The sequence below is a fragment of the Streptomyces sp. RG80 genome (assembly GCF_040446465.1).
GTDB lineage: Bacteria > Actinomycetota > Actinomycetes > Streptomycetales > Streptomycetaceae > Streptomyces.
In genome coordinates this window covers 572,734-597,901 of sequence record NZ_JBEAAJ010000005.1, presented here as the reverse complement: position 1 = coordinate 597,901, position 25,168 = coordinate 572,734, and the positions used below count along the sequence as shown (strand labels likewise).

Annotated in this window: 17 protein-coding genes; 4 read left to right on the top strand and 13 right to left on the bottom strand. The window is 70.9% G+C overall.

Annotated features, from left to right (window positions below; genetic code table 11):
• Positions 1 to 13: 13 nt before the first annotated feature.
• Positions 14 to 1,654 carry a phosphoglucomutase (alpha-D-glucose-1,6-bisphosphate-dependent) gene (gene pgm, locus ABKA17_RS20410; protein WP_353693537.1) on the bottom strand — a complete coding sequence of 547 codons (1,641 nt, stop codon included), beginning with the start codon at positions 1,652 to 1,654 and terminating at the stop codon, positions 14 to 16.
• 114 nt (positions 1,655 to 1,768) lie between these two features.
• On the opposite strand from pgm, the gene ABKA17_RS20405 reads away from it, so the two are divergent.
• Positions 1,769 to 2,446 carry a class I SAM-dependent methyltransferase gene (locus tag ABKA17_RS20405; protein WP_353693536.1) on the top strand — a complete coding sequence of 226 codons (678 nt, stop codon included), beginning with the start codon at positions 1,769 to 1,771 and terminating at the stop codon, positions 2,444 to 2,446.
• 8 nt (positions 2,447 to 2,454) lie between these two features.
• On the opposite strand, the gene ABKA17_RS20400 is transcribed toward ABKA17_RS20405, so the two are convergent.
• The 6 genes from ABKA17_RS20400 to ABKA17_RS20375 form a co-directional block, all read right to left on the bottom strand.
• A complete protein-coding gene (locus ABKA17_RS20400) occupies positions 2,455 to 3,141 on the bottom strand; it encodes a DNA alkylation repair protein (protein WP_353693535.1) in 687 nt (228 codons plus the stop codon).
• Positions 3,142 to 3,259: 118 nt separating this feature from the next.
• Entirely contained in the window at positions 3,260 to 5,734 is a 2,475-nt protein-coding gene (locus ABKA17_RS20395; protein WP_353693534.1) for a CBM35 domain-containing protein, read from the bottom strand.
• A gap of 82 nt (positions 5,735 to 5,816) precedes the next feature.
• Positions 5,817 to 6,641, bottom strand: coding sequence for a carbohydrate ABC transporter permease (locus ABKA17_RS20390; RefSeq protein WP_353693533.1), 825 nt, complete (start codon positions 6,639 to 6,641; stop codon positions 5,817 to 5,819).
• Positions 6,638 to 7,561, bottom strand: a complete 924-nt coding sequence (locus ABKA17_RS20385) for a carbohydrate ABC transporter permease (protein WP_353693532.1) — start codon at positions 7,559 to 7,561, stop codon at positions 6,638 to 6,640. The genes ABKA17_RS20390 and ABKA17_RS20385 overlap by 4 nt, the downstream gene beginning before the upstream one ends.
• Before the next feature lie 18 nt (positions 7,562 to 7,579).
• A complete protein-coding gene (locus ABKA17_RS20380) occupies positions 7,580 to 8,902 on the bottom strand; it encodes an ABC transporter substrate-binding protein (RefSeq protein WP_353693531.1) in 1,323 nt (440 codons plus the stop codon).
• A gap of 67 nt (positions 8,903 to 8,969) precedes the next feature.
• Complete coding sequence (locus ABKA17_RS20375) at positions 8,970 to 10,007, bottom strand: LacI family DNA-binding transcriptional regulator (protein WP_353693530.1); 1,038 nt, start codon at positions 10,005 to 10,007, stop codon at positions 8,970 to 8,972.
• Positions 10,008 to 10,113: 106 nt separating this feature from the next.
• Here ABKA17_RS20375 and ABKA17_RS20370 point away from each other — a divergent pair, with 106 nt between their 5' ends.
• Positions 10,114 to 12,228, top strand: a complete 2,115-nt coding sequence (locus tag ABKA17_RS20370) for an alpha-galactosidase (RefSeq protein ID WP_353693529.1) — start codon at positions 10,114 to 10,116, stop codon at positions 12,226 to 12,228.
• A gap of 43 nt (positions 12,229 to 12,271) precedes the next feature.
• Here the strand turns inward: ABKA17_RS20370 and ABKA17_RS20365 are convergent, their stop codons facing one another.
• Positions 12,272 to 15,379 carry an AfsR/SARP family transcriptional regulator gene (locus ABKA17_RS20365; RefSeq protein WP_353693528.1) on the bottom strand — a complete coding sequence of 1,036 codons (3,108 nt, stop codon included), beginning with the start codon at positions 15,377 to 15,379 and terminating at the stop codon, positions 12,272 to 12,274.
• Between the two features lie 202 nt (positions 15,380 to 15,581).
• On the opposite strand from ABKA17_RS20365, the gene ABKA17_RS20360 reads away from it, so the two are divergent.
• Both ABKA17_RS20360 and ABKA17_RS20355 read left to right on the top strand, forming a co-directional pair.
• Positions 15,582 to 16,736, top strand: coding sequence for a serine hydrolase domain-containing protein (locus ABKA17_RS20360; RefSeq protein ID WP_353693527.1), 1,155 nt, complete (start codon positions 15,582 to 15,584; stop codon positions 16,734 to 16,736).
• Between the two features lie 40 nt (positions 16,737 to 16,776).
• On the top strand, positions 16,777 to 17,685 hold the full coding sequence (locus ABKA17_RS20355) for a helix-turn-helix domain-containing protein (protein WP_353693526.1): 909 nt from the start codon (positions 16,777 to 16,779) through the stop codon (positions 17,683 to 17,685).
• On the opposite strand, the gene ABKA17_RS20350 is transcribed toward ABKA17_RS20355, so the two are convergent.
• From ABKA17_RS20350 to ABKA17_RS20330, 5 genes are all read right to left on the bottom strand, one after another.
• A complete protein-coding gene (locus ABKA17_RS20350; RefSeq protein WP_353693525.1) occupies positions 17,658 to 18,551 on the bottom strand; it encodes a protein-ADP-ribose hydrolase in 894 nt (297 codons plus the stop codon). The two genes, ABKA17_RS20355 and ABKA17_RS20350, sit on opposite strands and share 28 nt — an antisense overlap.
• A gap of 12 nt (positions 18,552 to 18,563) precedes the next feature.
• The gene (locus ABKA17_RS20345; RefSeq protein ID WP_353693524.1) at positions 18,564 to 19,415 is read right to left on the bottom strand and encodes an SDR family oxidoreductase; all 852 of its coding nucleotides are present in this window, start codon (positions 19,413 to 19,415) and stop codon (positions 18,564 to 18,566) included.
• Between the two features lie 16 nt (positions 19,416 to 19,431).
• Positions 19,432 to 20,277, bottom strand: a complete 846-nt coding sequence (locus ABKA17_RS20340) for an SIR2 family NAD-dependent protein deacylase (RefSeq protein WP_353693523.1) — start codon at positions 20,275 to 20,277, stop codon at positions 19,432 to 19,434.
• A 105-nt stretch (positions 20,278 to 20,382) separates the two neighbouring features.
• Positions 20,383 to 21,876: a family 43 glycosylhydrolase gene (locus tag ABKA17_RS20335; RefSeq protein WP_353693522.1), complete on the bottom strand. Its 1,494-nt coding sequence runs from the start codon at positions 21,874 to 21,876 to the stop codon at positions 20,383 to 20,385.
• Entirely contained in the window at positions 21,873 to 25,148 is a 3,276-nt protein-coding gene (locus ABKA17_RS20330; protein WP_353693521.1) for a galactose-binding domain-containing protein, read from the bottom strand. Before ABKA17_RS20330 ends, ABKA17_RS20335 begins: the two co-directional genes overlap by 4 nt.
• Between the last annotated feature and the right edge of the window lie 20 nt (positions 25,149 to 25,168).

The following is a 25,168-nucleotide window of genomic DNA, read 5'->3' as shown; positions in this document are numbered from 1 at the left end:
TTCCGCGGGGCCGTCAGCCGCCCAGTGCCGTCAGCACCACGGACCTGGCCTCCTCCTGGACCTGCCGCAGATGGTCCGCGCCGAGGAAGGACTCCCCGTAGATCTTGTAGACGTCCTCCGTGCCCGAAGGGCGGGCGGCGAACCAGGCGTTGGCGGTGGCGACCTTGATGCCGCCGAGGGCGGCGCCGTTGCCGGGGGCCTCGGTGAGTACGCCGGTCACCGGCTCGCCGGCGAGGGTGTCGGCGGTGACCTGGCGCGGGGACAACTTGGCGAGCAGCGCCTTCTCCTCGCGGGAGGCGGGAGCGTCCACGCGCGCGTAGGCGGGGGCGCCGAAGCGGTCGGTGAGCTCGGCGTAGTGCTGCGACGGGGTCTTCCCCGTGACCGCCGTGATCTCGGAGGCGAGCAGGGCCAGGATGATGCCGTCCTTGTCGGTGGTCCACACCGAGCCGTCGCGGCGCAGGAACGACGCGCCCGCCGACTCCTCACCGCCGAATCCGAGGCTCCCGTCGGACAGGCCGTCCACGAACCACTTGAACCCGACCGGGACCTCGACCAACTGCCGGCCGACGTCCGCCGCGACCCGGTCGATCATGCTCGACGACACCAGGGTCTTGCCGATCCCCGCGTCCGCGGGCCACTGCTCCCGGTGGGAGAAGAGGTACGAGATCGCCACCGCCAGATAGTGGTTGGGGTTCATCAGGCCCCCGTCCGGCGTGACGATGCCGTGCCGGTCGGCGTCGGCGTCGTTGCCGGTGGCGATGTCGAACCGGTCCCGCTGCTCGATGAGCGAGGCCATGGCGTACGGCGAGGAGCAGTCCATGCGGATCTTGCCGTCCCAGTCCAGCGTCATGAAACGCCAGGTGGGGTCGGTGAGCGGGTTGACCACCGTCAGGTCGAGGCTGTGCTCTTCGGCGATCCGGCCCCAGTACGCGACCGAGGCGCCGCCCAGCGGATCGGCGCCGATGCGCACTCCGGCCGTCCGGATCGCTTCCAGGTCCAGCACGTTCGGCAGGTCGGCGACGTAGGTGCCGAGGAAGTCGTAGCGGCCTGTGCCGGGGGCGGCCAGGGCGCGGGCGTAGGGGATGCGGCGTACGTCCTTGAGGCCGGCGGTGATGATCTCGTTGGCCCGGTCCTGGATCCAGGAGGTCGCCTCGGAGCCGGCCGGTCCGCCGCTCGGCGGGTTGTACTTGAAGCCGCCGTCGGCGGGCGGGTTGTGCGAGGGGGTGACCACCACGCCGTCCGCGAGGGCCGACGCGCGGTTGCGGTTGTGGGCGAGGATGGCGTGCGAGACCGCCGGCGTGGGGGTGTAGCCGTCCGCCTCGTCGATGAGGACGGTCACGTCGTTCGCGGCGAACACCTCGAGCGCCGTGATCCGCGCGGGCTCGGACAGGGCGTGGGTGTCGGCGCCGAGGAAGAGGGGGCCGTCGGTGCCCTGGGCGGCGCGGTACTCGCAGATGGCCTGGCTGGTGGCCGCGATGTGGTCCTCGTTGAACGCCGCCGCCAGGGACGAGCCGCGGTGCCCCGAGGTCCCGAACGCCACCCGCTGCCCCGGCTCGGCCGGGTCGGGGTGCAGCGCGTAGTACGCCGTGACCAGACGGGCCACATCGATGAGGTCCCCGGGCCCTGCGACCTGCCCCGCTCGCGCGTCCTGCATTTTCCCGCTCCTCCGCAAGGGTCGACCGTTGGGTGTGGCCCTCATTCTCCCCTGCCGGGCCGCCCGGGACGCGCACCGGGCGGGCGTTGTGGCACGCGTACGCCGGGTGCGACGATGCAGGCCGGCGAGCGAAGGGACACCGACGTGCAGCACGAGGACCAACTACCGCCCGCAGCAGTGCTGTTCGACGCGCTGGGCGCCGACTACGAGAAGGCGTTCGCGCACGCCCCCGCGCACCTGGCCGCGCTGGAGTGGCTGATCGGGAGCCTGCCCCCGGCCGCGCGAACCCTGGACGTGGGCAGCGGCACCGGGCGCCCCACCGCGGCCGCGCTCGTGGAGGCGGGGCACTCCGTGCTGGGCGTCGACGTCTCGCCGGTCATGGCCGAACTCGCCGCACGCCAGGTGCCCGAGGCCGAGTTCCGCTGTGCGGACATCCGCGAACTCCCGCTGGAGCCCGCCTCGTTCGACGGCGTGTGCGTGTTCTTCTCGCTGCTCCAGATGGCCCGCGCCGAGCAGTCCGCCCTGATGCGGAGGCTGGCCCTGGCGCTGAAGCCCGGGGGCCATCTGGTGCTGGCCACCGTCCCCGCCGACGTCGAGGACATCGAGGTGGTCTTCATGGGCCTTCCGGTCCGCGCGACGAGCTTCGCGGAGGCGGACGTCGTCGCCATGGTCGAGGCGGCGGGTTTGACGGTGCTGTCCCGGCACGCCCTCACGTTCACCCCGGACCACCCGGGCGCCGGGCCCGAACCGCACCTGTTCCTGCACTGCCGACGGGACGAGAACGGGCACTGAGGCGCGGATCAGGCCATCGTCTTGCCGCCGTCACCCCTCCGTCGCACCATCTCGGAGATCCACGTGGGCGCGTACGGGGACGTGCAGCCCGGGGAGGTCGGGTAGTCCTTGAGCACCTCCAGACGCTCCCCGATCTCCAGGGCACGCGCGCGGTACTCGGGGTGGTCGATGCCGATCTGGGCGAGGCAGTGGTTCATCGCCCATTGCAAACGGTCCGGGGCGTCCTTCATCCGCGCCTCGATGACGTCGAGGAGTCCTGAGAGGTCGAGGCCTTCGGGCTTCTTCGCGACGCGGTCGACGGTCAGCGCCCAGCCGGCGCTCGCGACCACGGGGTCGGGATCGGCGGACCAGGCCAGACGGAGTTCCTCGACGTGCGGGTTCTTCTTCACCACGTAGTTCACGAGCCAGTCGTGCACCTTGGGTGCGCGCGCCTGGCGCAGCATGGCGTCCAGCTCGTCACGTTCGTACGCCTTCGGACGGCAGATCAGGAGTGCCAGCAGCCGTGCCGCGGTGTCGTCCGTGTCCCAGAGCCCGCGGGCGAGCTCCTGCTGGGTCTTGAGCCGCTTCGCGAGCGCGCGCAGCTTGCCGAGGTTCACCCCGTGGTCGTCGCCGTGCCGCTCGTTCACCGCGCGTGCCTTCGGGTCCTCGAGCGCGGCCAGCTCGGCCATCACCTCGGCCACCGTCGTATCCGCCATACCGGCCTCCTGGCCTCCCGCTCCTCACCTCACCCGCGAGACGCAGCCTATGACGGAATGCGGGCCGAAGCCGTCCCGCCCCGTACAGCGTGGGGCGGGACGGCTTCGGCCCCGCGTGCTACGACAGGCCGACCACCCGGCCCAGCTCGACACGGTCGATGTCCGGCGCCCAGGCGCTCGTGTTCCCGAAGGTCACGGTGTTGGAGCCCTTCCTCAGGTCGACCGGGACGCCCAGCGTCCAGTAGTCGTCCGTGCTCCAGGTGTTCTTGAAGGTGACCTTGCGCGGGTCCGCGGAGCCCACCGTGATGTCGGCGGTCCGGGACATGATGTCCGTGTTGTAGGCGTGGCCGTTGTCGCGCCGGTCGTTGTGGGCGTAGTGGACGACCAGCAGGTAGCGACCGGAGCGGGGCGCGGTCACCGTGAACTCGGCGGTGCTGTCGGGGCTGTTGCCGAGGCTGCCGATGTACGAGCCGCCGGAGGCGTGGGCCGAGTCGACGAGCCGGGCGCCGCCCGTCAGGGTCGCGGTGGCCGCCTCGTAGGAGAGCGTGCCCGAGGTGGAGCCGGTGCCGGAGACGTCGAGGGACCGTACGGCGGCGTGCCCGGCGGTCACCGCGACACGGTTGTTGCCCGCCACCAGGTACAGCCGGAGCGGACGGCCCGGAGCCGCCGCGACCCGTTCCCCGTGCAGGGCCAGGTTCACGGCCGCCGACGTCCGCGGTACGACCGTGTAGTAGCCGTCGCGCGGGGCGTACACGTCGAAGACCGCCTTGTCGCCCTTGCGCAGGACGAGCGCGCCGGTGCCCACCCCGGCCGAGGAGGAGTAGTCGTACGACGGCTGCCCGCTGATGTCCGCCAGCGTGGCCTCGTAGCGCGCGGCCGGTGCTCCGGTGCGCGTGGTCAGGTCGACGCGGTCCAGGGTGACCTCGGCGTCGCCCTTGGCGAGGGTCAGGACGTGGGTGCCGGCCGTGAGCTCGACGGTGACGTCCTTCTTGGCGCGGTAGGTCCAGTTCTCGGTGGAGGGATACGTCACCGTGACCGGGGTGCCGCCGTCGACGGACAGTTTCTGGGTGGAGGGGGCGCCGGACTGGTTGCCGTACAGGATCGCCAGGTCGTAGGTGCCGTCCTCGGGCACCGACACCGTGAAGTCGACCTTGGACGCGGCGGTGTTGAGGGAGCCGACGTCCTTGGTGCCGGAGGCGGCGTAGCCGTTGGCGTTGCTGACGGTGCCCTGTGTGTAGACCTGGCCGCCGGTGATGGCGGCGTCCTCGGCCTCGTACGACGCCGACCAGGGGACGGACGCGGCGGCCGGGGTGCCGGTGCCGGCCGGGGTGAGGACGACGCGGTAGGCCGACATCTTGTGCAGGCCGCGCAGCGGAACGGTCACCGTGCCGTCGGCGGCCACCTTGACCTTCGTACGGGTCAGGACCTGAGGCGTCGCGTGCTGTCCTTCGTAGCCGGACCAGGCGGCCTCGGCGACGGTCGCGGTGACCGTGCGGCCGAAGACGGAACGCGGGACGTTCCGGACGGTGACGTCCGCGTCGCCGGCGGAGCCGCCCAGCAGGACCTGGGCCTGGCGGCGCGAGGTGTCGAGGGAGGCGAGGCCCTGGAGGGTGTCGATGGAGTCGGCCTGCGGCGGGGTCACCTTCACGGTGTCGCCGGTGAGGCCCGCGTACCAACGGAAGAACCACCAGCCGCCGTTGGGGATGTTGGTCCGCACGACGTTGCCGTCCATGTTGCCGGCGGCGTCCCAGTACGCCTGGTTGGCGTACACCTTGTTCCTCTCGAACATCGAGACCCACTGCACGAGTTGGCCCGGGACGGAGAGGTCGCGGCGGTTGGCGTACTCGTCGATGTTGATCTTCAACGGGCCGATGCCCAACTCCCGCTCCATCGCGCGGTAGTTGTCGTAGTGCCCCTGGAAGTCGCGCAGCGAGCCGGAGCTCAGCTCGTGCCAGGTCATGATCTGGGGCAGCACGTTCTCGCGCTTGGCGAAGGCGAGGAAGTCCCGCAGGAAGCGCGGGTAGTAGCCGGTCTCGTTGGGGCCGGCGATCCGGGCGTCCGGGTCGATCGCGCGGATGCGCTGGTACACCGTCTTCCAGTGCTCCAGGAAGCGGTCGCGCTCGACCTCGTACTCCGCCTGGGGACCGTTGAGCTTGTACCAGATGGCGTCCGGTTCGTTGAACGGGATGTAGACGAACCGCTCGCTGTTCGGGTCGGCCGCGATCTCCTTGGTGATCTTGTCGACCTTGGGGAGGTAGTCGTCGATGCCGAGGTTCTCGTAGGGCCACTTGGCGTAGATGTCCTGCATCATCACGTTGATCTCGCCGCCGCCGTTCCTGAAGAACGACTTCGAGACGGCGATGGCGTCGCCGTTGGGGTGCTGGGCGCCCCCGTCCGGCTTCTGCGAGATGCTGGTGATCTTCAGCGGCGCCAGGGCGGCGTCGCTGGGCACCCCGTCGTCGCTGAGCCCGTACAGCGCGCCGTTGGCGCCGCGCATCACCGGGCCCTCGGAGGCGGCGAGGTCGACGGTGAGGCGCTGGGGCTCGACGGCATCGGCTGCCGCGGACCCGGTGGCGGGGAGGGTGGCTGCCATGGCGGCTACTCCAAGTGCGGCCGCGAGCACGGCGGTTCGGGATCTCGTGCGGGTGGGGGTGATCACGCGGTTGGACCTCCGGTCATTTGACGGCTCCGCTGGTGATTCCGGACACGATCTTTCGCTGGCCGACGAGGAACACGGCGACCATCGGCAGGCTCATCACCACGACGTACGCGAAGACGAGATGCCAGTTGTTGAGGTAGAGCTGGGCGCTGGCGACCTGGTAGAGGTTGAGCGGCAGGGTCGCCCGGTCTCCGCCGCCGAGGACGAAGAACGCGTAGAAGATGTCGCTCCAGGCGTAGAGCATCACCATGATCGTCGCGGTGGCGATCACCGGCCGGAGCAGCGGGAGGACGATCCGGGCGAAGATGCGCCAGGGGGCGGCGCCGTCGATGCGTGCGGCCTCCTCCAGTTCCATGGGGATGGCCCGGATGAAGCCGGTCATGAAGAAGATCGACGTCGACAGGTACATGCCGGTGTAGACGGCGATCATCCCGGGGCGGGTGCCCGCCAGGTCGAGCTGGCGCAGTTCCATCACGACGGTGATGACGGCGGGCGGCAACAGCAGTCCGCTGATGCACAGCGCGTACGCCGCCGCGACCAGCTTCGACTTGCGGCGCGCGAAGACCCAGGCGGCGCCCGCGCCGAGCAGCAGCACGAGGAGCACCGAAGGCACCACGACCAGCAGGGAGTTGAAGAACCCGCGCAGCATCTCGCCCTGGCTGACGGCGTCCGCGTAGTTGTCGGCGGGCTGCCAGTGCCTCGGCAGATCGAGGTTGGGCCTGATGGCCTCCGCCTGTGGCTTGGCCGAGGTGACGGCGACCAGCCACAGGGGGACGCCGACGGCGAGGCCGGCGAGCAGGATCACCAGGGCCGGGCGGCCGTATCTCCAGACCGGCGTCACAGCATCTGCTCCCTTCGCCTCAGGCCCACGACCAGCGGGACCGCCACGGCGACCACGACCAGGAAGAGGACGAGGCTCATCGCCGAGGCCTGGGCGTACAGGCCCTGTCCGAAGATCCGGAACATGTAGATGTTGAAGACCTCCGTGGAGCCCGCGGGCCCGCCGCCGGTGGTGGCCTGCACGATGTCGAAGGTGTTCATCGAACCGATCAGGGCCGTGGTGACGTTGAAGGTGACGGCCGGCGCCAGCATCGGCCAGCGCACCGACCAGAAGGTCCGCCACGGTCCGGCGCCGTCCATGCGGGCGGCTTCGAGCATGTCGCCCGGGATGCCCTTGAGGCCCGCCAGATAGATCAGCATGGCCAGGCCCATCCACTTCCAGCCGTGCACGAGGGTGACCAGGACCAGGGTCCAGGTCGTCGAGCCCAGCCATGGAATGTCCGTGCCCAGTACGGAGTTGACGGCGCCGTCCTGGTCGAGGAGGGCCTGGAAGATGTAGCCGGTGGCCAGGGCCGAGATCAGGACCGGCAGGAAGAAGACGGCGCGGAAGAACCGGTTGAACCGGGTGTCCGCCTCCAGCAGCAGGGCCAGCACGAGCCCGAAGCCGTTCTGGAACAGCGCGGCCAGCAGGGCGTACAGCAGGGTCGTACGGATCGCCCGCAGCAGGGAGCCGTCGTCGGCGATGGTCCTGAAGTTGTCGAGGCCGGTGAAGGCGATGTCCGGGTGGTACGAGGACCAGTTGGTGAACGGGTAGTAGAAGTTGAGCAGGTTGGGCAGCAGGAAGAAGCCCGCGAAGACGACGATCGCCGGAAGCGCGAACCACCAGGGGTGGTGCACGGCGGCGCGCGGCAGCCGGCCCACCCGCTCGGGTCCCTTCCGCGGGGATTTCTGCTGGTGCGTGCGTATGGCGGTGTCGGCCATCGAGAAGCCCCGTGTGGTCTAGAAGCCGGGCGCGGCCTGTGCCTTGGCCACCTGCGCGAACTGGTCCTGGATCGCCTGGGCGACCTGCTGCGGGCTCTTCTTGCCGTAGATCATGTCGGCGAGGTAGAGGTGGGTGTCCGGGGCGACGATCGCCTTGGCCTGGAAGACGCCGATGGCCTTGGGCAGGGCCGCGACCTGGGCCTTGGAGGTCTCGGGGAGTCCGTCGGGGGTGGGCACCGAGGGCTGCACGGACGGGATCTTCATCGCCTTGATGTAGTCGGCGTAGTCGGGCCCGAGCCAGAAGGCCATGAACTGCCGGGCCGCGTTCTGCCGCTTGTCGTCACCGGTCCTGAAGGCGACGACGCCGTTGGTCTGGTCGGGCGAATAGAGCCCGGTGGCGGAGGAGTTGGCGACCGGGAACCAGCCGATCTTCTTGTCGATCTCGGCGGTGGAGTACTTGGCCTGCAACTGGCTCTGGAAGGAGGTGACGTTGAGGACCATCCCGGCCTCGCCCTTCCACAGCGCGTCGGCCTGGCCGGTGAAGGTACCGGTGCGGTAGTTCTTCTGGGCCAGTCCGGCGCCCAGGAGCTTGTCCTTGTACTTCTTGATCGCGCCGACGACGACCGGGTCGGTCCACTTCTCCTTGTTCCGGTTCAGGCCCGTCCACCACTGCTGGTCGAGGTCGGTGAGCTGGAGCTGCATCTGCCACTGCAAGGGCCACTTGTCGCCGCCGGCCTCGTAGAAGCCGGCGGCGTCCGTCTTGTCGACGACCTTGTGACCGAGCGCCAGGAGCTCGTCGTAGGACTTCGGGAAGTCCTTCTCGCTCAGGCCGGCCTGCCGGAAGACGTCCTTGTTGTAGTAGACGCCGAGCATGGCGGGGCTGGTGACGATCGCCGCGTACCGCTTGCCGTCGATGACACCGAGGGAGCGCTCGGTGTCGCCGAGCCGGGAGACCCAGTCCTCCCCGTCGAGCGTGAGGAGGTTCTGCTTGGGCTGGATGAACGGCAGTGTGGAGATGGACGGTTGCCAGAACATCAGGTCCGGGCGGTCACCGGAGGCGAGTTTCGTCGGCACGTTCTGCTCGTAGAGGTCCGGGATCGCCTGGGTCTCCACCTCGGCGCCGGTGGCCTTCTCGAAGGCGTCGATGACCTGCTTGGGGGCGTTGACCGTGTTCTGCGCGGTCCACATGGTCAGCTTCACGCCGTCCAGCCGGGCGGTCGGGTCGACCGCCGTCTGCTTCGCGTCCGTACCGGAGTCGCCGGCACTCGGATCGCTGCACGCGGTGGCGGCCAGGCCGAGGGCGCATATCAGCGCCAGGGCGGGGAGAGCTCTCGTCTTCATCACGTGCCTTTCGCGAACGGGCGGTTCAGGAAGCAGGACGCAGAACAGCGGTGCTCTTGAGCGGAGTTCAGTGGCCGGTCGGCGGTGGCCCCGAGCTCTCCCGCACCACCAGCTCCGGTACGGAGACGGGGTGCGGGGCGATCTGCGCGGACTCCTCCAGAACCCCGTGCAGCAGGGCGAAGGCCGACCGCCCGAGCCCGGTGAAGTCCAGGCGTACGGTGGTCAGGGCCGGGGTGAGATACGCGGAGTGCGGGGCGTCGTCGAAGCCCGCCACGCTGACCTCGCCGGGGACGGACCGGCCGGCCTCGTGCAGCGCGCGCAGCACACCGAGCGCGAGGTCGTCGTTGCCGCACAGGATCGCCGTGACGGCCGGGTCCCGCGCCAGCTTCAGTCCGGCGGCGTGACCTCCCGCCGGCCCCCAACTCCCTTGTACGGGACGGGTTTCCGGCGCCCCGGCCTCCTTGAGGGCCTGCCGCCAGCCGCTGGTCCGCGCGCTGGTGCGGCGGGTGCTGGACGGGATGGCGACATAGTGCACGGTCTCGTGCCCGAGGGAGAGCAGATGGCGGGTCGCCTCGTAGGCGGCCTCACGGTCGTCGGTCCACACCCAGGGGCGGTCGCCGCCGGGTGGGGTCGCGGGGGTCTCGACCACGCCGACGACCGGCAGTTCGGCGGGAACGGCGCCCAGCGCCCGGACACCGGCCGGATCGTAGGCGATCACGATCAGGCCGCCGCCCGTGTCCGCCGCGCGCTGCACCTCGGTGGCGACGGCGGCCTCGTCGGCCGATTCGAGGACGCTGATGCCGACCGAGTAGGAGGCGGCCCGGGCGGCCTCCTCGATGCCCTGGAGGATGGAGGCGTAGCCGTAGTGGGTGGTGTTGGCGGTGAGCACGGTCACGGCCCGGGTGCGGCCGCTGGCCAGGGCCAACGCGGTCGCGCTGCGGCGGAAGCCCAGGTCGCCGATGGCGGCCAGCACCCGCTCCCGGGTGGCGGGCCTGACGCTGGGGTGGCCGTTGATCACCCGGGAGACGGTCTGGTACGAGACCCCGGCGGCCGTCGCGACGTCCCGGATGCTCGGGGAGCGCCTTGTGTGACCGGTCACATTCATGCGAGGATTGTGACCGGTCACATCACCGTCGTCAAGAGACCGTAACGACGGATTCACGCGGGCCGCCTTGACGTGGGGGCGGAGCCTGGTCGGAAGGGGAGGCACCTTGACCAGTACGGCGGACGAGGCGGGCGAGGCATCCAACGCACCAGCGCAGGGCTTCAGTTGGGGGCATCCGGCACTGGAGGCCGAGTTCGCCACCGCATCCGACGGGACGCTGCGGCTGGTCCGGCTCGGCGCCCCCGGCGACCGCGTGGCCCCCGAATCCGCCCTGCCGCTGGTGGAGTTGACCGCCCTCGGCCACGGCAGCGGCTGGTCCGGCCCGCGCTTCACCGGCACGGCCTTCGGCTCACACCTGCGCTACCGGGCCCACCGCGCCGGCCGTCGCGACGACTGGGAGTGGCTGACCGTCGAACTCCACGACCAGGACACCGGGTTGACCGCCCACGTCGAACTCACCTCGCCCGTCGGCCTGCCGGTGCTGCGGTCCCGGGTCCGGCTGCGCAACGACGGTGCCGAGCCCCTGGTGATCCAGTCCGTCAGCAGTCTGCTGCTCGCCGGGCTGCCCTCACCGGACGCCCTCGACGTGCACCGGGCCCGCAACGACTGGCTCGCGGAGTGCCGTTGGTACACCGAGCCGCTGCGCGCCACCGTCGCCGACATCGGCGGCGACGTCCATCAGCACGACAGCCGGGCCGCCCTCGCCCTCACCGGGCGCGGCAGCTGGCCCACCGACGGCCATCTGTCGATGGGCGCACTGACGGACCGCGGCGACGGCCGGACCTGGCTGTGGCAGGTCGAATCCCCGGCCGGCTGGCGCTGGGACCTGGGGGAGCGGGCCCGCGGCACGTACCTGGCACTGAACGGGCCCACGGACGCGGAACACCAGTGGCGCGACCGGCTGGAGCCGGAGGCGGAGTTCACCACCGTCCCGGGCGTCCTGGCCCTGGGAGCCGACTTCGACGCGGCGATGGGCGCGCTGACCTCGTACCGCCGTGCCGTCCGCCGGCCGCACCCCGACCACGTCGAACTCCCGGTCGTCTTCAACGACTACATGAACACGCTGATGGGGGACCCGACCACCGAGAAGCTGCTGCCCCTGATCGACGCTGCCGCCGAGGCCGGGGCGGAGTACTTCTGCGTCGACTCCGGGTGGTACGACGACGATGCCCACGGCTGGTGGGACAGCGTCGGCGAGTGGCTGCCCTCACCGCGCCGCTTCCCCGACGGCGGCATCCACAAGGTCCTGGACCGGATCCGGGAACGCGGCATGGTGCCCGGACTGTGGCTGGAGCCGGAGGTCGTCGGCGTGCGCAGCCCCGTCGCGGCCGCGCTGCCACCGGACGCCTTCTTCCAGCGCGACGGCGTCCGCCTCGCCGAACAGGGCCGCCACCAGCTCGACTTGCGCCACCCGGCGGCCCGCGCACACCTCGACAAGACGGTGGACCGGATCGTCGGCGACTGGGGCGTGGGCTACCTCAAGCTGGACTACAACATCGTGATCGCCCCCGGCACCGTCGCCCCCGGGGACCTCGCACCCGGCGCCGGTCTCCTCGGCCACGCCCAGGCCTACCTGGACTGGCTGTCCGGGGTCCTGGACCGCCACCCCGGCCTGGTCGTGGAGAACTGCGCCTCGGGCGGCATGCGGACGGACGGCGCCACCCTCGCCGTCGCCCAGCTCCAGTCCACCAGCGACCAGCAGGACCCCCTGCGCTACCCGCCCATCGCCGCCTCGGCACCGACCGCCGTCCCGCCCGAGCAGGGCGCCGTCTGGGCCTACCCGCAACCGGAGTTCGACGACGCGCTGATCTCCTTCACACTGGGTGGCGCGCTGCTGGGCCGGGTGCATCTGTCGGGCCACCTGGACCGGATGTCGGAGCACCAACTCGGCCTCGTCCGGGACGCGATGGACACGTACAAGGCGATCCGCGGGGACCTCGCGGGCGCGGTGCCGTTCTGGCCGCTCGGCCTGCCGGGGTGGACGGACGAGTGGCTGGCGCTGGGCATGCGCGTGCCCGACGGCCCGTCTTACGTGACGGTCTGGCGCCGCGGCGGTTCGACCGAACTGCGGCTGCCGCTCGGGCACTTGGCGGGCCGCGCGGTGCGCGCGGAGGTGCTCCACCCGTCCGGCCCGGAAGCCGGTGCCGCGCTCTGGGACGGAAACGCCCTGCGGGTGTCGCTCCCGCGTACGCCTGGAGTGCTGCTCGTCAGACTGTCCTGACCGCCGTCTGTCCTGACCACCGTGTACTCCGCCCGTCGGTCCCTCAGAGGTCGGCGGTGAGCAGCGGGCCGGATGTCAGGGCGCGCAGGTCGGGGAGTATCTGCGCGTCCGTCCCGGCGAGGGCGGACAGCGCGTGCTGCCAGCGGCGGCGGGCCGCCCGCTCGTCGCCGCGTGCCCTCAGGACGTGGCCGAGTTCGTACTCGGTGAGGCCGCGGCCGTAGGAGTCGCCGCGGGCGAGTGTCTCCCGGAGCAGCGCCATGCAGGTTTCCTCCGCCTGGTCCAGGCGGCCCAGCGTCCGCAGGGCCTCGGCCAGACCCAGGCGGGTCTCGCGCTCGGCGTTCCAGTGCGGTCCGCCGGACGCCATCACCCGGAGAGCCTCCTCGAAGCTCCGCAGGGCCCGGGCGGGCTCGCCGAGGTCGAGGTGGGTACGGCCCGCGTTGCACAGGGCGATCTGCTCGATCACGGCGTTGCCGGCCCGCCGGGCGAGTTCACCGCTGCGGCGGTGGTACGTCAGGGCCGAGCGCGGGTCGGTGAGTTCGGCCACGTGACCCTGGTGCCCGAGGAGCTTCGCCTCCTCACCGGGGGCGAGGCGCTCGGGGCGCAGCGCGAGGCAACGGGCCAGCGTCGACCGGGCCTCGGCGGCCTCGCCGAGTTCGCGAAGCAACGCGGCTCGGTTGCCGAGGTGGCGCATGCGGGCCAGGTCGTCGGCGAGGTGCTCGCTGAAGTCCACGGCTTCGTCCAGGAGCAGCAGTGCCTGGCGGAGGCGTCCGGCCGAGTAGTGCGCGGAGGCGAGGTGGCCCAGCGCACGTCCCTCGGCCGCGGTGTTGCCGCTGGATCTGGCGAGGGCGATGGCGTGCCGGGTGAGCCGTTCCAGTTCCCTTGCCCGGCCGCGGTCGTGGAGGTAGGGGAACAGGGAGTTGATCAGGTCGAGGGTGCGGGCCGGACCCAACCGGCCGTGCGCACCGGAACCGGCGAGGTGCAGGAGGTTCGCCACCTCCGTGTCGGCCCAGGCGAGGGCCTCCGCGGCGTTGGGGAAGTCGGTGGCGGGGCGGCGCGCGACGCGGTGATGACGGTGAGCGTGGGGGTGGGGGCGAGTGTGGGGGTGGGGGTGCTGGCTGGCTTGGCTGGGTGCGGGTGTGTCCGGCCGGCCGTCGATACATCCGGCGCCCGGCTCAGCCCAGTGGTCGAGGTGCCCCTGGCTCACGATGCCGCGGCCCTCGACAGGCCCGGGTTCCGGCCGTAGGGCCGCCGCGCAGTGGGCGAGCCGCTCCTCGTACCAGCGCAGGGCGCGCTCGACCGCCTCGGCGTTCCGGGCTTGTCCCTCCGGCCTCTCCAGTGTCTTCTGCCCGCCTGGCCCGCCTGGCCCGCCCGGTCCGTCCAACCTGTCCCGTCCGCCCGCGAGTTCGCGGGCGAAGTCGCGGACCAGGTCGTGCGGTGTGTAGCGGCCCCAGGCCGGCTCCTGGAGCAGGGCCACCTCCGCCAGTCGGTCCAGAGCCTGTTCGGCGGTGGCTTCCGCTCGGTCCATGGCGACGGCCAGCAGCGGTGCGCTGTACTCGGGCAGGTCCAGCGCGCCGACGAGGACCAGGGCCGCGGCGGCGTCGGTGTCGCGCGGGTCGCCCGAACCCAGGAGTGCCTCGTGGGCGGCTCCGAGGGACCGGCGCACGCTGAGATCCTCCAGTTCGAGGTGGTCCAGACGGTCCTCCTGGCGGGCGAGGCGGTCAGCGAGCTTCTTCACCGGAAGGGCCCGCCGGCTTTTCAGGCGGGCCGCCGAGATCCGCAGGGCCAGGGGCAGACGGCCGCACAGTGCCACCAGCCGGGCGACCGGTTCCGCGTCGGACGTGGTCCAGGAGCGGCCCGAGGCCCGTTCCAGCAGGAGGGCGCCGTCCCGTGGGGAGAGCGGTTCGAGCCGGACGTGCGCGGCGGCTTCCAGGGTGGCCAGGGGACGTCGGCTGGTCAGCAGTACGCCACAGCCGGCGCCGGCCGGCAGCAGGAGACGTACCTGGGTCACCGACGCCACGTCGTCGAGGACGAGCAGCGTCCGGGTCGGCGCGAGAAGGGAACGCAACAGGGCGGAGGCGGCCGCGGGGTCGTCCGGGACCCGCCGCGCGTCCACGCCGAGGCCGCGCAGGAGGACGGCGAGCGCGTCGACGGGTTCGACGGGATCCACGCCGGGCGTGCCGCCGTGCAGGTTGAGATAGAGCTGTCCGTCGGGGAACGCGTCCCGCAGCTGCTCCGCGATGTGCAGGGCGAGGCCCGTCTTGCCCACGCCGGGCATACCGCTGATCACGGCGAGCGAGGTGCGTCGGCGAGAGGACTCCAGCGCCGTACGGATCTCGGTGATCTGATCCGATCGGCCCACGAACTCTGCTGGAGACGCCGGGAGTTGAGACAGTCGTGCTGGTCTCGTCCGGGTCGACGGAGAGGCCAGTACCTCCCGATGTGCCTCCTGGACCGCAGGGCCCGGCTCCACGCCGAGTTCCTCGACCAGGGTCCGGCGCAGCGAGCGGAAGAGCTCCAGTGCCTCGGCGCGGCGGTCCGTGCGGGCGAGGACGAGCATCAACTGGCGGTGCGGCGCCTCCCGGAACGGGTGCTCCCTGACCAGGACGCCGAGTTCGGCGGCGAGCCCGTCCAGCCGGTCCAGGTGCAGGAGAGCCTCGTAGCGGCATTCGAGCGCCCGTAGCCGCTGCTCGTCGAGGAAGGCCACGACGGGGTGGTCGGCGAGGGCGGGTACGTCGGCGAACGGCGTGCCGCGCCACAGTGCCAGCGCGGCAGCGGCGTCCCGCTCCACCGCCTCCCACTCCTCCCGGCCGCGGGCCTCCTGGGCCCGGCGTATCAGCGCTTCGAAGACGTCGCGATCCAACTCGCCCTCGTCGACCCGCAGTTGGAGGCCGTGGGGCATGGTGCGCAGTCGCGTGCCGCCGGTGTCGTGGAGGCGGCGCCGCAGCCGGGCCACGTGGTTGTGCAGGGAGGCGGTGGCGGTGGGTGGTGGTTCCTCGCCCCACAGGGCCGTCATCACCGTGTCCAGGGGTACCGTGCGGTTCGGTTCGAGGAGCAGGGCGGCCAGCAGCGCGCGGGGTTTCGGCCCGCCGGGGGCGGTGGCCACGCCGTCGTCGTCGACCGTCGTCACCGGTCCGAGCACCGCGAATCTCACCGACACCCCCGTCAAGAACCTCACCGACACCCCTGTCCCGGACTCACCGGAATCACTGTCACGGACACCAACGGCCACCATCGCCGCGCCCATGTCAGCAACTGCACGGCCATCACATCATCGCTGTTGGCGGTGTGTTGGCGGCCTGTTAGGGGTGCGGGGCACGATGCGTGCCCCGCATGCCGAGAGAGGGTTGGTGCACATGTCGACACGCCTGATACGGACGACGCTGGTGGGCGTGACAGCGATCGCGGCGGCGAGCTCGGCCCTGCTGACGGCACCGGCGACACCGGCGGCCGCGGTCACCGGGACGCCCCGGCCCGCGCACACCGCCACCCAGGCCGCCATGGACGCGGCCGTCGAGGCGGGCGTCCCGGGTGTCGTGGCCGAGGTGCGTGACACCCACGGGGGCTGGAAGGGCACCTCGGGAGTCGCCGACCGCACCACTCAGGAGCCCCGTGGCAACGGCGACCGGTTCCGCGCGGGCAGCGTCACCAAGACGCTGGTGGCGATCGTCATGCTCCAGCTCCAGGCGGAGGGCAGGGTCGACCTCGACGCCACGGTCGACCACTACCTGCCCGGTCTGGTCCAGGGGAACGGCCACGACGGGACGAAGATCACGGTCCGGCAGCTGATGAACCACACCAGCGGCATCTTCAACTTCACCGAGGACGCCACCTTCGCGAAGAAGGTCCTCGGCATCGACTTCCTCCAGACCCGCTACGACGACTGGACCCCGCGCCAGGTCATCGCCCTCGCCCTGCAGAACCCGCCCCAGTTCGAGCCCGGCACCTCCTGGAAGTACTCCAACACCAACTACCTCCTGATCGGCCTGATCATCGAGAAGCTGACCGGCAGGCCCTACGCCCAGGAGATCGCGCGCCGCGTCACCGGACCGCTCGGCATGCGCGCCACGTACTTCCCCGGCACCGACCCGCACGTCCCCGCACCCACCCGGCACTACTCCACGTTCACGGAGGACCCCGGGAAGATCTACGACGTGACCGAGCTCAACCCGTCCTGGGCCTGGGCGGCCGGCGAGATGATCACCAACGCGTCCGACCTCAACCGCCTCTACGCCGCCCTCCTCGGCGGCCGGTTGCTGCGTCCCGCCCAGCTCGCGCAGATGACGGCCACGGTCTCGACCGAGGGCAACCTGGCCCGCCAGCGCTACGGCCTGGGACTCATCGAGTACGAGACGACCTGCGGGGTCAAGGTCTGGGGCCACTCCGGCGGCATCCACGGCTCCTCCACCCAGTCCTTCGGCACCAAGGACGGCCGGCACATGATCACCCTGAACTTCAACGGCGACTGGGTGGGCGGCGGCAAGAACGTGGTCTCGGCCGAGTTCTGCTGACCGGACCCCGCGCCGCCGCACCTCGTACACTCGGAAGACGATGGTGGTCAAAAACCGACAGGGCATTCCCGACGTGCCCTTCGCCGCGCCCGCGGGCACGCCCGCCGGGGTCGAGGTCATGTCCCTGACCGAGCTGCGTCGGCGGGCACCGCAGGACGTGCTCGCCCGGCCGCAGCGCCCCGACTTCCACCACCTGCTCACCCTCCGCGCGGGGGAGCTCCGGCACACCGTCGACTTCACCGGGTACACCCTCCGGCCGGGCTCCTGGCTGTGGGTGCGCCCGGGGCAGGTGCAGCAGTGGGGCGCCCCGGCGTCCGCCGAGGGCACCCTGATCCTGTTCCGGCAGGACGCCCTGGACGCGGCCACCGCGACGGCCGCCCGCCTGGACGACCCGCACGCCCCCGTCCTCAGCACCCCCGTCGCCGAGGACACCGAGGCCCTGGACCTCGCCGCGGAGCATCTGCGCCGGGAGTTCCACGCGCTCGGCCGGCTGCCCCTGGAGGTGCACATGGCGGCGCTACGGCATCTGCTGGCGGTCCTCGTGCTGCGGCTGGCCCACCTCACGGTCCCGGCCGACGGCCCGGCGCCGGTTCCGGACGAGACGTACCTGCGCTTCCGGGACGCGGTCGAACGGCACTTCACCCGCACCCGGCGGGTGGAGGACTACGCCGACATGCTCGGCTACTCCTCCCGCACCCTCGCCCGGGCCGCGCTGGCCGGCGCCGGGGTGAGCGCGAAGGAGTTCGTCGACCGGCGGGTCGTCCTGGAGGCCAAGCGGCTGCTGGCGCACAGCGACCGGACCGCGGCGCAGATCTCCGAGCAGTTGGGCTTCGCCCACGGCTCGCAGTTCGGCAAGTACTTCACCCAGCGGGTCGGCGAGTCACCGATCGACTTCCGCGAGGCGGTCCGGGGCCGGGCCGGTCAGCCGGCGCCCAGGGCGCGTCGGTAGGCGCTCTCGTCGTCGGCGCCGAAGACGCAGAACACGACGTGGTCGAACCGGCCAGGGTGGGCGTCCAGCCAGTCGGCGACGGTGTGCAGGGCGACCGCGGCGGCCTCGTCCTTGGGGTAGCCGAAGACGCCGCTGCTCACCCCGCAGAGGGCGAGGGTCCGGATCGCCGTCACCTCGGCGGCGAGGTCGAGACAGGCCTGGTAGGAGGCGGCCAGCGCCGCCGCGTCCTGTGCGTCGGGCCGGCCCTCGATCACCGGGCCGACGGTGTGCAGGACATAGCCGGCCGGCAGGTGGTAGCCGCGGGTGATCTTCGCGGTGCCGGTCGGTTCAGGTGTGCCCTGCAACGTCATCACGGTGTGGCAGTCGTCGCGGAGGCGGGGTCCGGCGGCGTGGTGGATGGCGTTGTCGATGCACGCGTGCAGCGGCTGGAAGCAGCCGAGCAGAGCGCTGTTCGCGGCGTTGACGATCGCGTCCACCGCGAGGGCGGTGATGTCGCCCCGCCACAGTGACACCGAGCGGCCGCCGTGTGGGAACTCCCGCCCGAGCGTGGGGAGTTGATCGACGGATACGGTCGATCGCAGGGCGCGCTGCACGCCGAGGACCGCGTCCACGGCCTCCGGCGCGCCGTCGGGCAGCGGGCCGGGCGGGCGGACGGTCAGCAACGCGCGCAGCGCCCTGCGGGCCGTCGCCGCGTCCAGGTCTCCGAGGTCACGTAGCCCGAGCCGCGCGGCGCCCGGTTCGGTGCCGAGCAGGGCGAGCGCCGAGCGCACCCGCTCGTCCAGCCGGTCGACGGGCGGCGCGGGCACCGAGGGTCGGAAGGGCTCGTCCAGGGAGATCGCGGCACGGTAGGCGGCCAGAGGCAGCATGAGGGTTCCCTGTCAGCGCGGCGGCAGCGCGCGGATGACGTCGGCGAGGGGCGTGGCGGGGCGGCCGGTGAGCCGGGGCAGGGCATCGCTGACGCCCTCGAGCTGGCCTGCCGCGATGGCCGTGTACGTGGACACCCAGGCGTCGAGCTGCCACTGCGGGGCGCCGTAGGAGGCGCGGGAGGCGTACGCCTCCTCGACCGTCTCCGGGTGGTAGGTGACGCTGTGGCCCCGCACCTCGGACAGGACGGCCGCGGCCTCCTCCAGCGACACGGCCTCCGGGCCGGTGAGGTCGTAGACGGCACCGGCGTGCTCGGCCGGCCGGGTCAGCACCGCGACGGCGGCGTCGGCGATGTCGTCGTGAGCGACGAACGCCGCCCGCCCCTTGTCGGCGGGGCCGCGGATGACGCCGTCGGCACCGGCCAGATCGGGCACGAACTCGGCGTAGAGGTTGTCCCGCAGGAACGTGTACGCGAGGCCGGTGGACCGGATGTGCTCCTCGGTGTGGAAGTGGTCACGGGCCAGGGTGAACGTGGCGTCGGGAGCCGCGCCGAAGAAGGAGATGTACACGAGGTGCCGTACCCCCGCCTCGACGGCGGCGTCCACGAAGGCCTTGTGCTGGGCGAGCCGGTCGGCGCTCTCGGAGGCGGACACCATGAACAGCGTCTCCGCGCCGGTCAGCCCCTGTACTGCGGCGTCGTGGTCGCCGTAACTGCCACGGACGGCTGTCGCCCCGGGCAGCCGCGGCGCTCGCTCGGGGCTGCGGACCAGCAGCCGCTGGGGCACGTCCCGCTCGGCCAGGCGTCGGGCGACGAGGCCGCCGAGGCGGCCCGTGGCTCCGGTGACCACCAGTGTCGGCTCGGTCATGGTCCAGATCACTTCCTTACACGGTGAGCGAGTGCAGGAGCCGGTCCGCCCCGAAGGGCAGGGACAGCGCGCGGGCTCCGAGGTCGGCGGGGACGTCCGGGTGGCCGGGATTCACCCGCACCAGACGTGCCCCGGGAGTGTGGCGCACGATGTTCTCCATCGGCCACCGGATCACACCCGGGGTGTTGAATCCGGCCCCGAACTCCAGGACGAGCAGGCGGGCGTCGTCGGGCGCGTCGGCCAGCCAGCGCGTCAGCCGGTCGCCGGCGGCCAGATAGGGGCCGTCGACGAACTCGGGGCCCACCCGCACGTTGGGGAAGACCTCGGCGCCGCAGCGGGGGCAGACGGGCAGGGCGGCCGGGTCGGTCACGCGTCCCGTGTCACGGTCGTACGCGGCGAGGATCCGGTCCAGGAAGGGCTTGCTCGGCCAGGTCTCTTGCGAGCACGGCACCGTGCACTGGAGCCGGCCGTAGTCGCCCTGGGGGGTGAAGATCCGGTCCGGCTCGAAGCCGTTGCGGGCGAAGAGCCCGTCGACGTTGGACGTCAGCACCCGGTGGTCGCGGTCCCCGACCAGTGAACGCAGGCCCCGGTAGAGGGGGTTGGGGTCGGTGCCGAAGCGGATGTCGTCGATGTGGACGGCCCAGTAGCCCCACATCATGTCGGCCGGCAGCGGCGCGCCCAGCAGATAGCGGGAACGCAGCCCGAGCCGGTACAGCGCCGGGAACAGCTGCTCGAACCGCTCGGTGTCGCCGTAGTCGTAACCGGCCGCCGCGCTCAGACCGGCGCCGGCCGCGACGAGCACCCGGTCGGCCTCGTCGAGCCAGGTACGGACGGTGTCCGTCGCCTCCGTCCCCGTCTCCATGGCCTCCTCCTCCGGCTGGGTGTTCTTGGCTGAATCCCAACGTAGGAGGAGGAAGCGCACGGGATGGAGCCGGATGACGACTCCCGATGGTCAGAATCCGACAATCTACTCCCCGGAGGGTGCGGTCAGCGGGACACCCAGGGCGACCGGGGTGCCGAAATTGGGTGTGCCGTCCGCGTTCCAGGTGAACTTCTGCGCCCGGGTGGTGCGGTTCATGTCGCAGCCGCCGCCCGTGGAGTTGTTGGCGTGGTAGACGATCCAGTCCTCGGTGCCGTCGGGCGACTTGAAGAAGCCGTTGTGGCCGGGCCCGTACACGCCGTTGGCGTTGGACCGCTGGAAGACCGGGTTGGGGGACTTGACCCAGGAGGAGGAGTTCAGCGGGTCACCGCCGTTGTAGGTGAGCATGCCGAGCTTGTAGTCGGGTGTGGAGCAGTGGCTGGCGGAGTAGACGATGAAGGTCTTGCCGCCCCGCTGGAGGACCTCCGCGCCCTCGTTGACCGCCCCGCCCACCGTCTCCCAGCTGTAGGTCGGCGTGGAGAGCACGCGGCGCGTACCGCTCGCGGTCCACGGGTTCGACAGCGGGCGGATGAACATGGGCTGCGAGCCGTTGTAGAAGGTGCCCAACAGATAGAGCTGACCGTTGAGTTGGAGGATGCCCGGGTCAAGCTCCCAGGTGTTGTCCTGGGTCGGGTCGAGCAGATCGGCCTTGAAGCTGTACGGCCCCATCGGGTCCAGGCCCGCGCTCTCCAGGACGTGGATGCGCTGCGTGCCCAGGTCGTACGGCTCCCGTCCGGCCGTGTAGTAGAAGTACCAGCGCTTGCCGTTGGGCCCGTCCAGCAGATGGAACTCCGGCGCCCACATGGTGCCCGCCCCGTTGGGCCGGGTCAGGTTGAAGATCACCTGGTCGGTGGCGGTGGCGAGACCGGCGAGCGTGTCGGCCTTGCGCATGGTGATCGTCGAGTTCCAGGTGGTCGTGGCGAGGTAGTAGTACCCGTCGTAGTACGTCAGCCAGGGGTCGGGCCCGTGCTGGGAGAGCGGGTTGGTGAAGGTGCCGGGCGTGGTGCCGCCGCCGGTGAAGCCGGGCACCCGCCAGACCCTGCCGTTCGCGGCGGAGCACGGCAGCTGCACGAGGTTGGTGTTGGACGCCGACGAACCACCGCTCGGGGCAACGCACTTGCCGGAACTGACGGAGACCAGGTTGAACGTCTTGTCGGTGCCCGAGACCGTCACCGGGACGAGCCGCCACCGCTGGTTGGTGCCGTTGTGGCAGGGCCACTGGATGATCGCGGCGTTGTCCGCGGTCGAGGCGCCGTAGACGTCCACGCACTGACCGGACTGGGTGGTGATGGTGTATGTGTCGCTGGTCCCGGAGACGGGTGTGTAGACGAGGTTCTGGTTGGCGCCGGAGGAGCAGGTGAACGCGCGCAGTTGGGTTCCCGCCGTCGTCGAACTCCCCGGCAGGTCGATGCAGTTGCCGCCGGTCTGGTTCACGGCCGTCGAGGTGAAGGTGACGGCGGCGGAGGCGGGCGGTGCGACGAGGAAGGCGGCTGCCAGGGTGAGCAGGGCGAGCAGGGCCAGGAGGAGTCTGGGTCTGGTCACGGGCCGTACACCTTTGCTTCGAGGAGGCCGACGGAGTTGGTGCCGTTGCTCGTGAGCAGCACCCGGAGCCGTGTGGTGCTCGTGGCGGTGAACGTGACGCTGTTGTACGCGTTCTTGGTCAGCGTGTAGGCGCTCGCGCCGGGCACATCGACGTAGGAACTGCCGTTCCAGTACTGGAGTTTCCAGGCGGACGGCATGTCGATGCCCTGGTCGTCGTCGAAGAAGTAGATCTCCGCCTTGTTGAGGTTCCTGGCCGACGGCCAGGTCAGCTCGGCCCACTGCTGGCCGGTCTCCGGCCAGGTTCCCCAGCGGGGGTTGACGGTGTCGTTGGACGAGGGCGGGTCGATGCCGTCGTTGACCGCCGTGACGGCCTCCCACGGGGAGGTGTACGACGCGGACGCGGTGGCCGACCCGGCCTGGTTCGCCGGTGGCTGGGCCCCGCCCCGGTTGAACACCTTGACCTCGGTGAGGCCCGTCTTGGCGCCGGAGGCGTTGGTGGCCAGGACGCGGACGCGCTGGGCGCTGACCGCCGGGAAGGTGACCAGGTTGTAGTTGGCGCGCGGTGCCGCCGGACTCTTGGTCTGGCTCGGCACATTCACCCATGAACTGCCGTTGTAGTACTGGATGTTGTACGCGGACGGGGCCCGGTAGGTGCCGCTGGCCGGGCGGCTGTCCTTGAAGTACAGCCGTACCTCGTTGAGCGTGCGCGCGGTGCCGAAGTTGAGTTCGTACCAGTCCTGGCTGTTGGGCGAGCCGCCGGCGCCCCAGAAGGGCTCGTTGACGGGGTAGCCGTCGACCGCGCCGGCGGTGGTGCTGCCGGAGCCGGTGTGGGAGGCGGACACCGTCGCTCCGGAGGCAAGGTTGGTCAGGTCGGCGGTGAGGTCCACGCCGGCCTTGGCGAGCATGTCGACCATGCGGGGGCTGTCCTGCACGACCTGGGTGGGTGCCTTGAGCCCGGAGATCGCCGTGTGGTGGGTGACCGTGCCGTTCGTCGTCACGTCACCGGTCGCCGGGTCCCAGGTGAAGGGCACCAGGGTGCTGACGGTCGCGGCGCGGCTGCCGTTGACGTAGATCGAGTAGCCCTCCGGGATGCCCGGGTAGCGGACCACGCCGTCGGCCGGGTCGTCCCAGACGATCGACAGGTCGGCGCCCCGGTAGCGGAGGTTGTTGACGGTGAAGTGGCTCCAGCCGATGTCGATGGGGGAGAGCTCGACCTTGGCGTCGTTGCGCGGCCGCAGCCCCGCGACGTCCTCGATCACGGTCCAGTTGCCGCTGCCGAGGATGTTGTGGTGGATCCAGGAGCGGTAGTTGATCGAGCTGCCGTTCCAGTCCGCCCAGAACTCGTTGGCGTCCGGCCACTGGGTGTTGCCGCCGATGTACTGCGCCCAGGTGTTCCAGTACAGGAGCTTCTTGTAGTCGGTGGCGTTCATCCAGGAGTTGGGGTAGTTGCGCAGCACCGAGGAGTAGAGCCGGAACTGGACGGTGGAGTTGATGGTGGAGAAGTTGTTGGAGCCCGGGTTGCCCGCGTCGGCCGCCGCCTTCTTGTCGACCTGGTTGGCCGTGTAGAAGGGGAAGATCGGGTACTGGGCCGGGTCGTCGTACAGGCGCAACGCCTGCTTGTACGTGGCCGTGTTGGGGACGGCGCCGACCGAGAACGGGTAGTAGTTGTTGATCTCCTTCCAGGGCACCCACTCGTTCGTCGACTTGAGCCGGTGCTCGAACAACTGCCGGCCCGGGTTCCACAGCACGTTGACGATCGCGTCCTTGATCTGCGTCGCGAGCGTGCGCATCTCGGTGGCCTTCGCCGTGTTGCCGATCGCCTCGTAGGCCTGCGCGGCGGCGAGTGCGCCGCTGTACTGGTAGGCGGACTCGGCGCGGTCCATGTTGCCGGGCTTCCAGTGGAAGGAGACGGCGTCGGCGTCGTTGCCGGTCAGGGCGCCCCAGTCGTACTCGATGAGCTTGTTGTTGTCGTGGTCGTAGAACGCGAGCTGTCCCTTGACGTCGCCCTCGGCGTAGCGGGCCAGGTTGGCGGCGATGCCGGGCTGGCCGCCGTGGATCTGGTAGCTCTTCCAGGCCGCTTCGGCGATGTACTGGGTGTAGCTGTTGGACCAGTTCTCCGGGTCGCCCGGGTTGTCGAGGAACCGGCCGTTCTTGGAGACCTGGCCGACGCTCAGCCAGTCCCCGTAGGCGTAGGACGGATCACGGAGGTACTTGAGATCGTCGATGTGCATCGGCTGGGTCAGCGCGATCGCGTTGTTGTAGCCGAGGACGCCCTCGGTGGAGGTCGGGAACTGGAAGGTCTGCCCGGGGATGTCGGCGTCGAGGTTGTTGAAGCGCATCAGCCACCAGCGGTAGTAGATGTTCTTCTTGATCGCCGGCTCGGGCACGTCGATGTACGGCACCTTCTGCGCCCACCACTGGTTGTAGGCCCGGACGTGGGTCGCGAAGGCGGTGGCGTTGGAGTAGCCGGCGTAGGCGTTGTACTCGGTGAGCGAGGCGGGGATCTCGTCGGTCACGAAGCCCATGACGACCTTGGCGGTCGCCGTCGCCCCGGCCGCGATGGTCACCGAGCGGTTGAGGCCGCCGCTGGAGACGCTGAAGCCGTCGCCGGTGAGCCGGGGGCGCAGCGTGGTCAGGTTGTTGTACGCGTTGACCTGGCCGGTCAGCTCACTGCCGCTGCCCGAGGTGGCGTACGGCGAGGTCGCCCGCAGCTGGAGGGTGGTGGAGCCGCTGCCGTTGTTCTTGATCGACAGGTTCGTCACCGCGACGTTGTTGTCGGTGATGAACTTGGTCTGCGTGACCGCGATCGAGCCGCTGACATGCACGCTCTTCCAGTGGCTGGGCGCCTGCCACCGCTGGGAGACCTGTTCGGTGAAGGTGCCCGGGCTGATCGCGACGCTGTAGGCGTTCTGGTCGTTGACGCTCTCCCAGTAGGCGACGTTGCCGCCGAAGCCGAGCACCGCGGGGTTGTGGGTCTTCATGAACAGGGCTCGTCCGCGGCTCATCAGCCAGGGACCGGCCGGGTCGTCGCCGGAGCGGCCCAGCAGCCGGTCCATCCAGAAGTCGGTGCCCGAACTCTCCGCGTCGTAGATGGCCTTCATCATGTCGCCGGGCGTGTGGGCGACCGGCGGGGCCGGGATCGCGGGGCCGCTGAAGGTGGGGAAACCGATGGTCTGCGCGGCGCGCGCGGGGGTGGCGGTGGCCACGGAACAGGCGAGGAGCGCCAGGACGATCAGGAGGCGCTGGATGAGGGGCTCGGTTCGTCTTCGCATCGGATCTCCCCTTTGCCGAA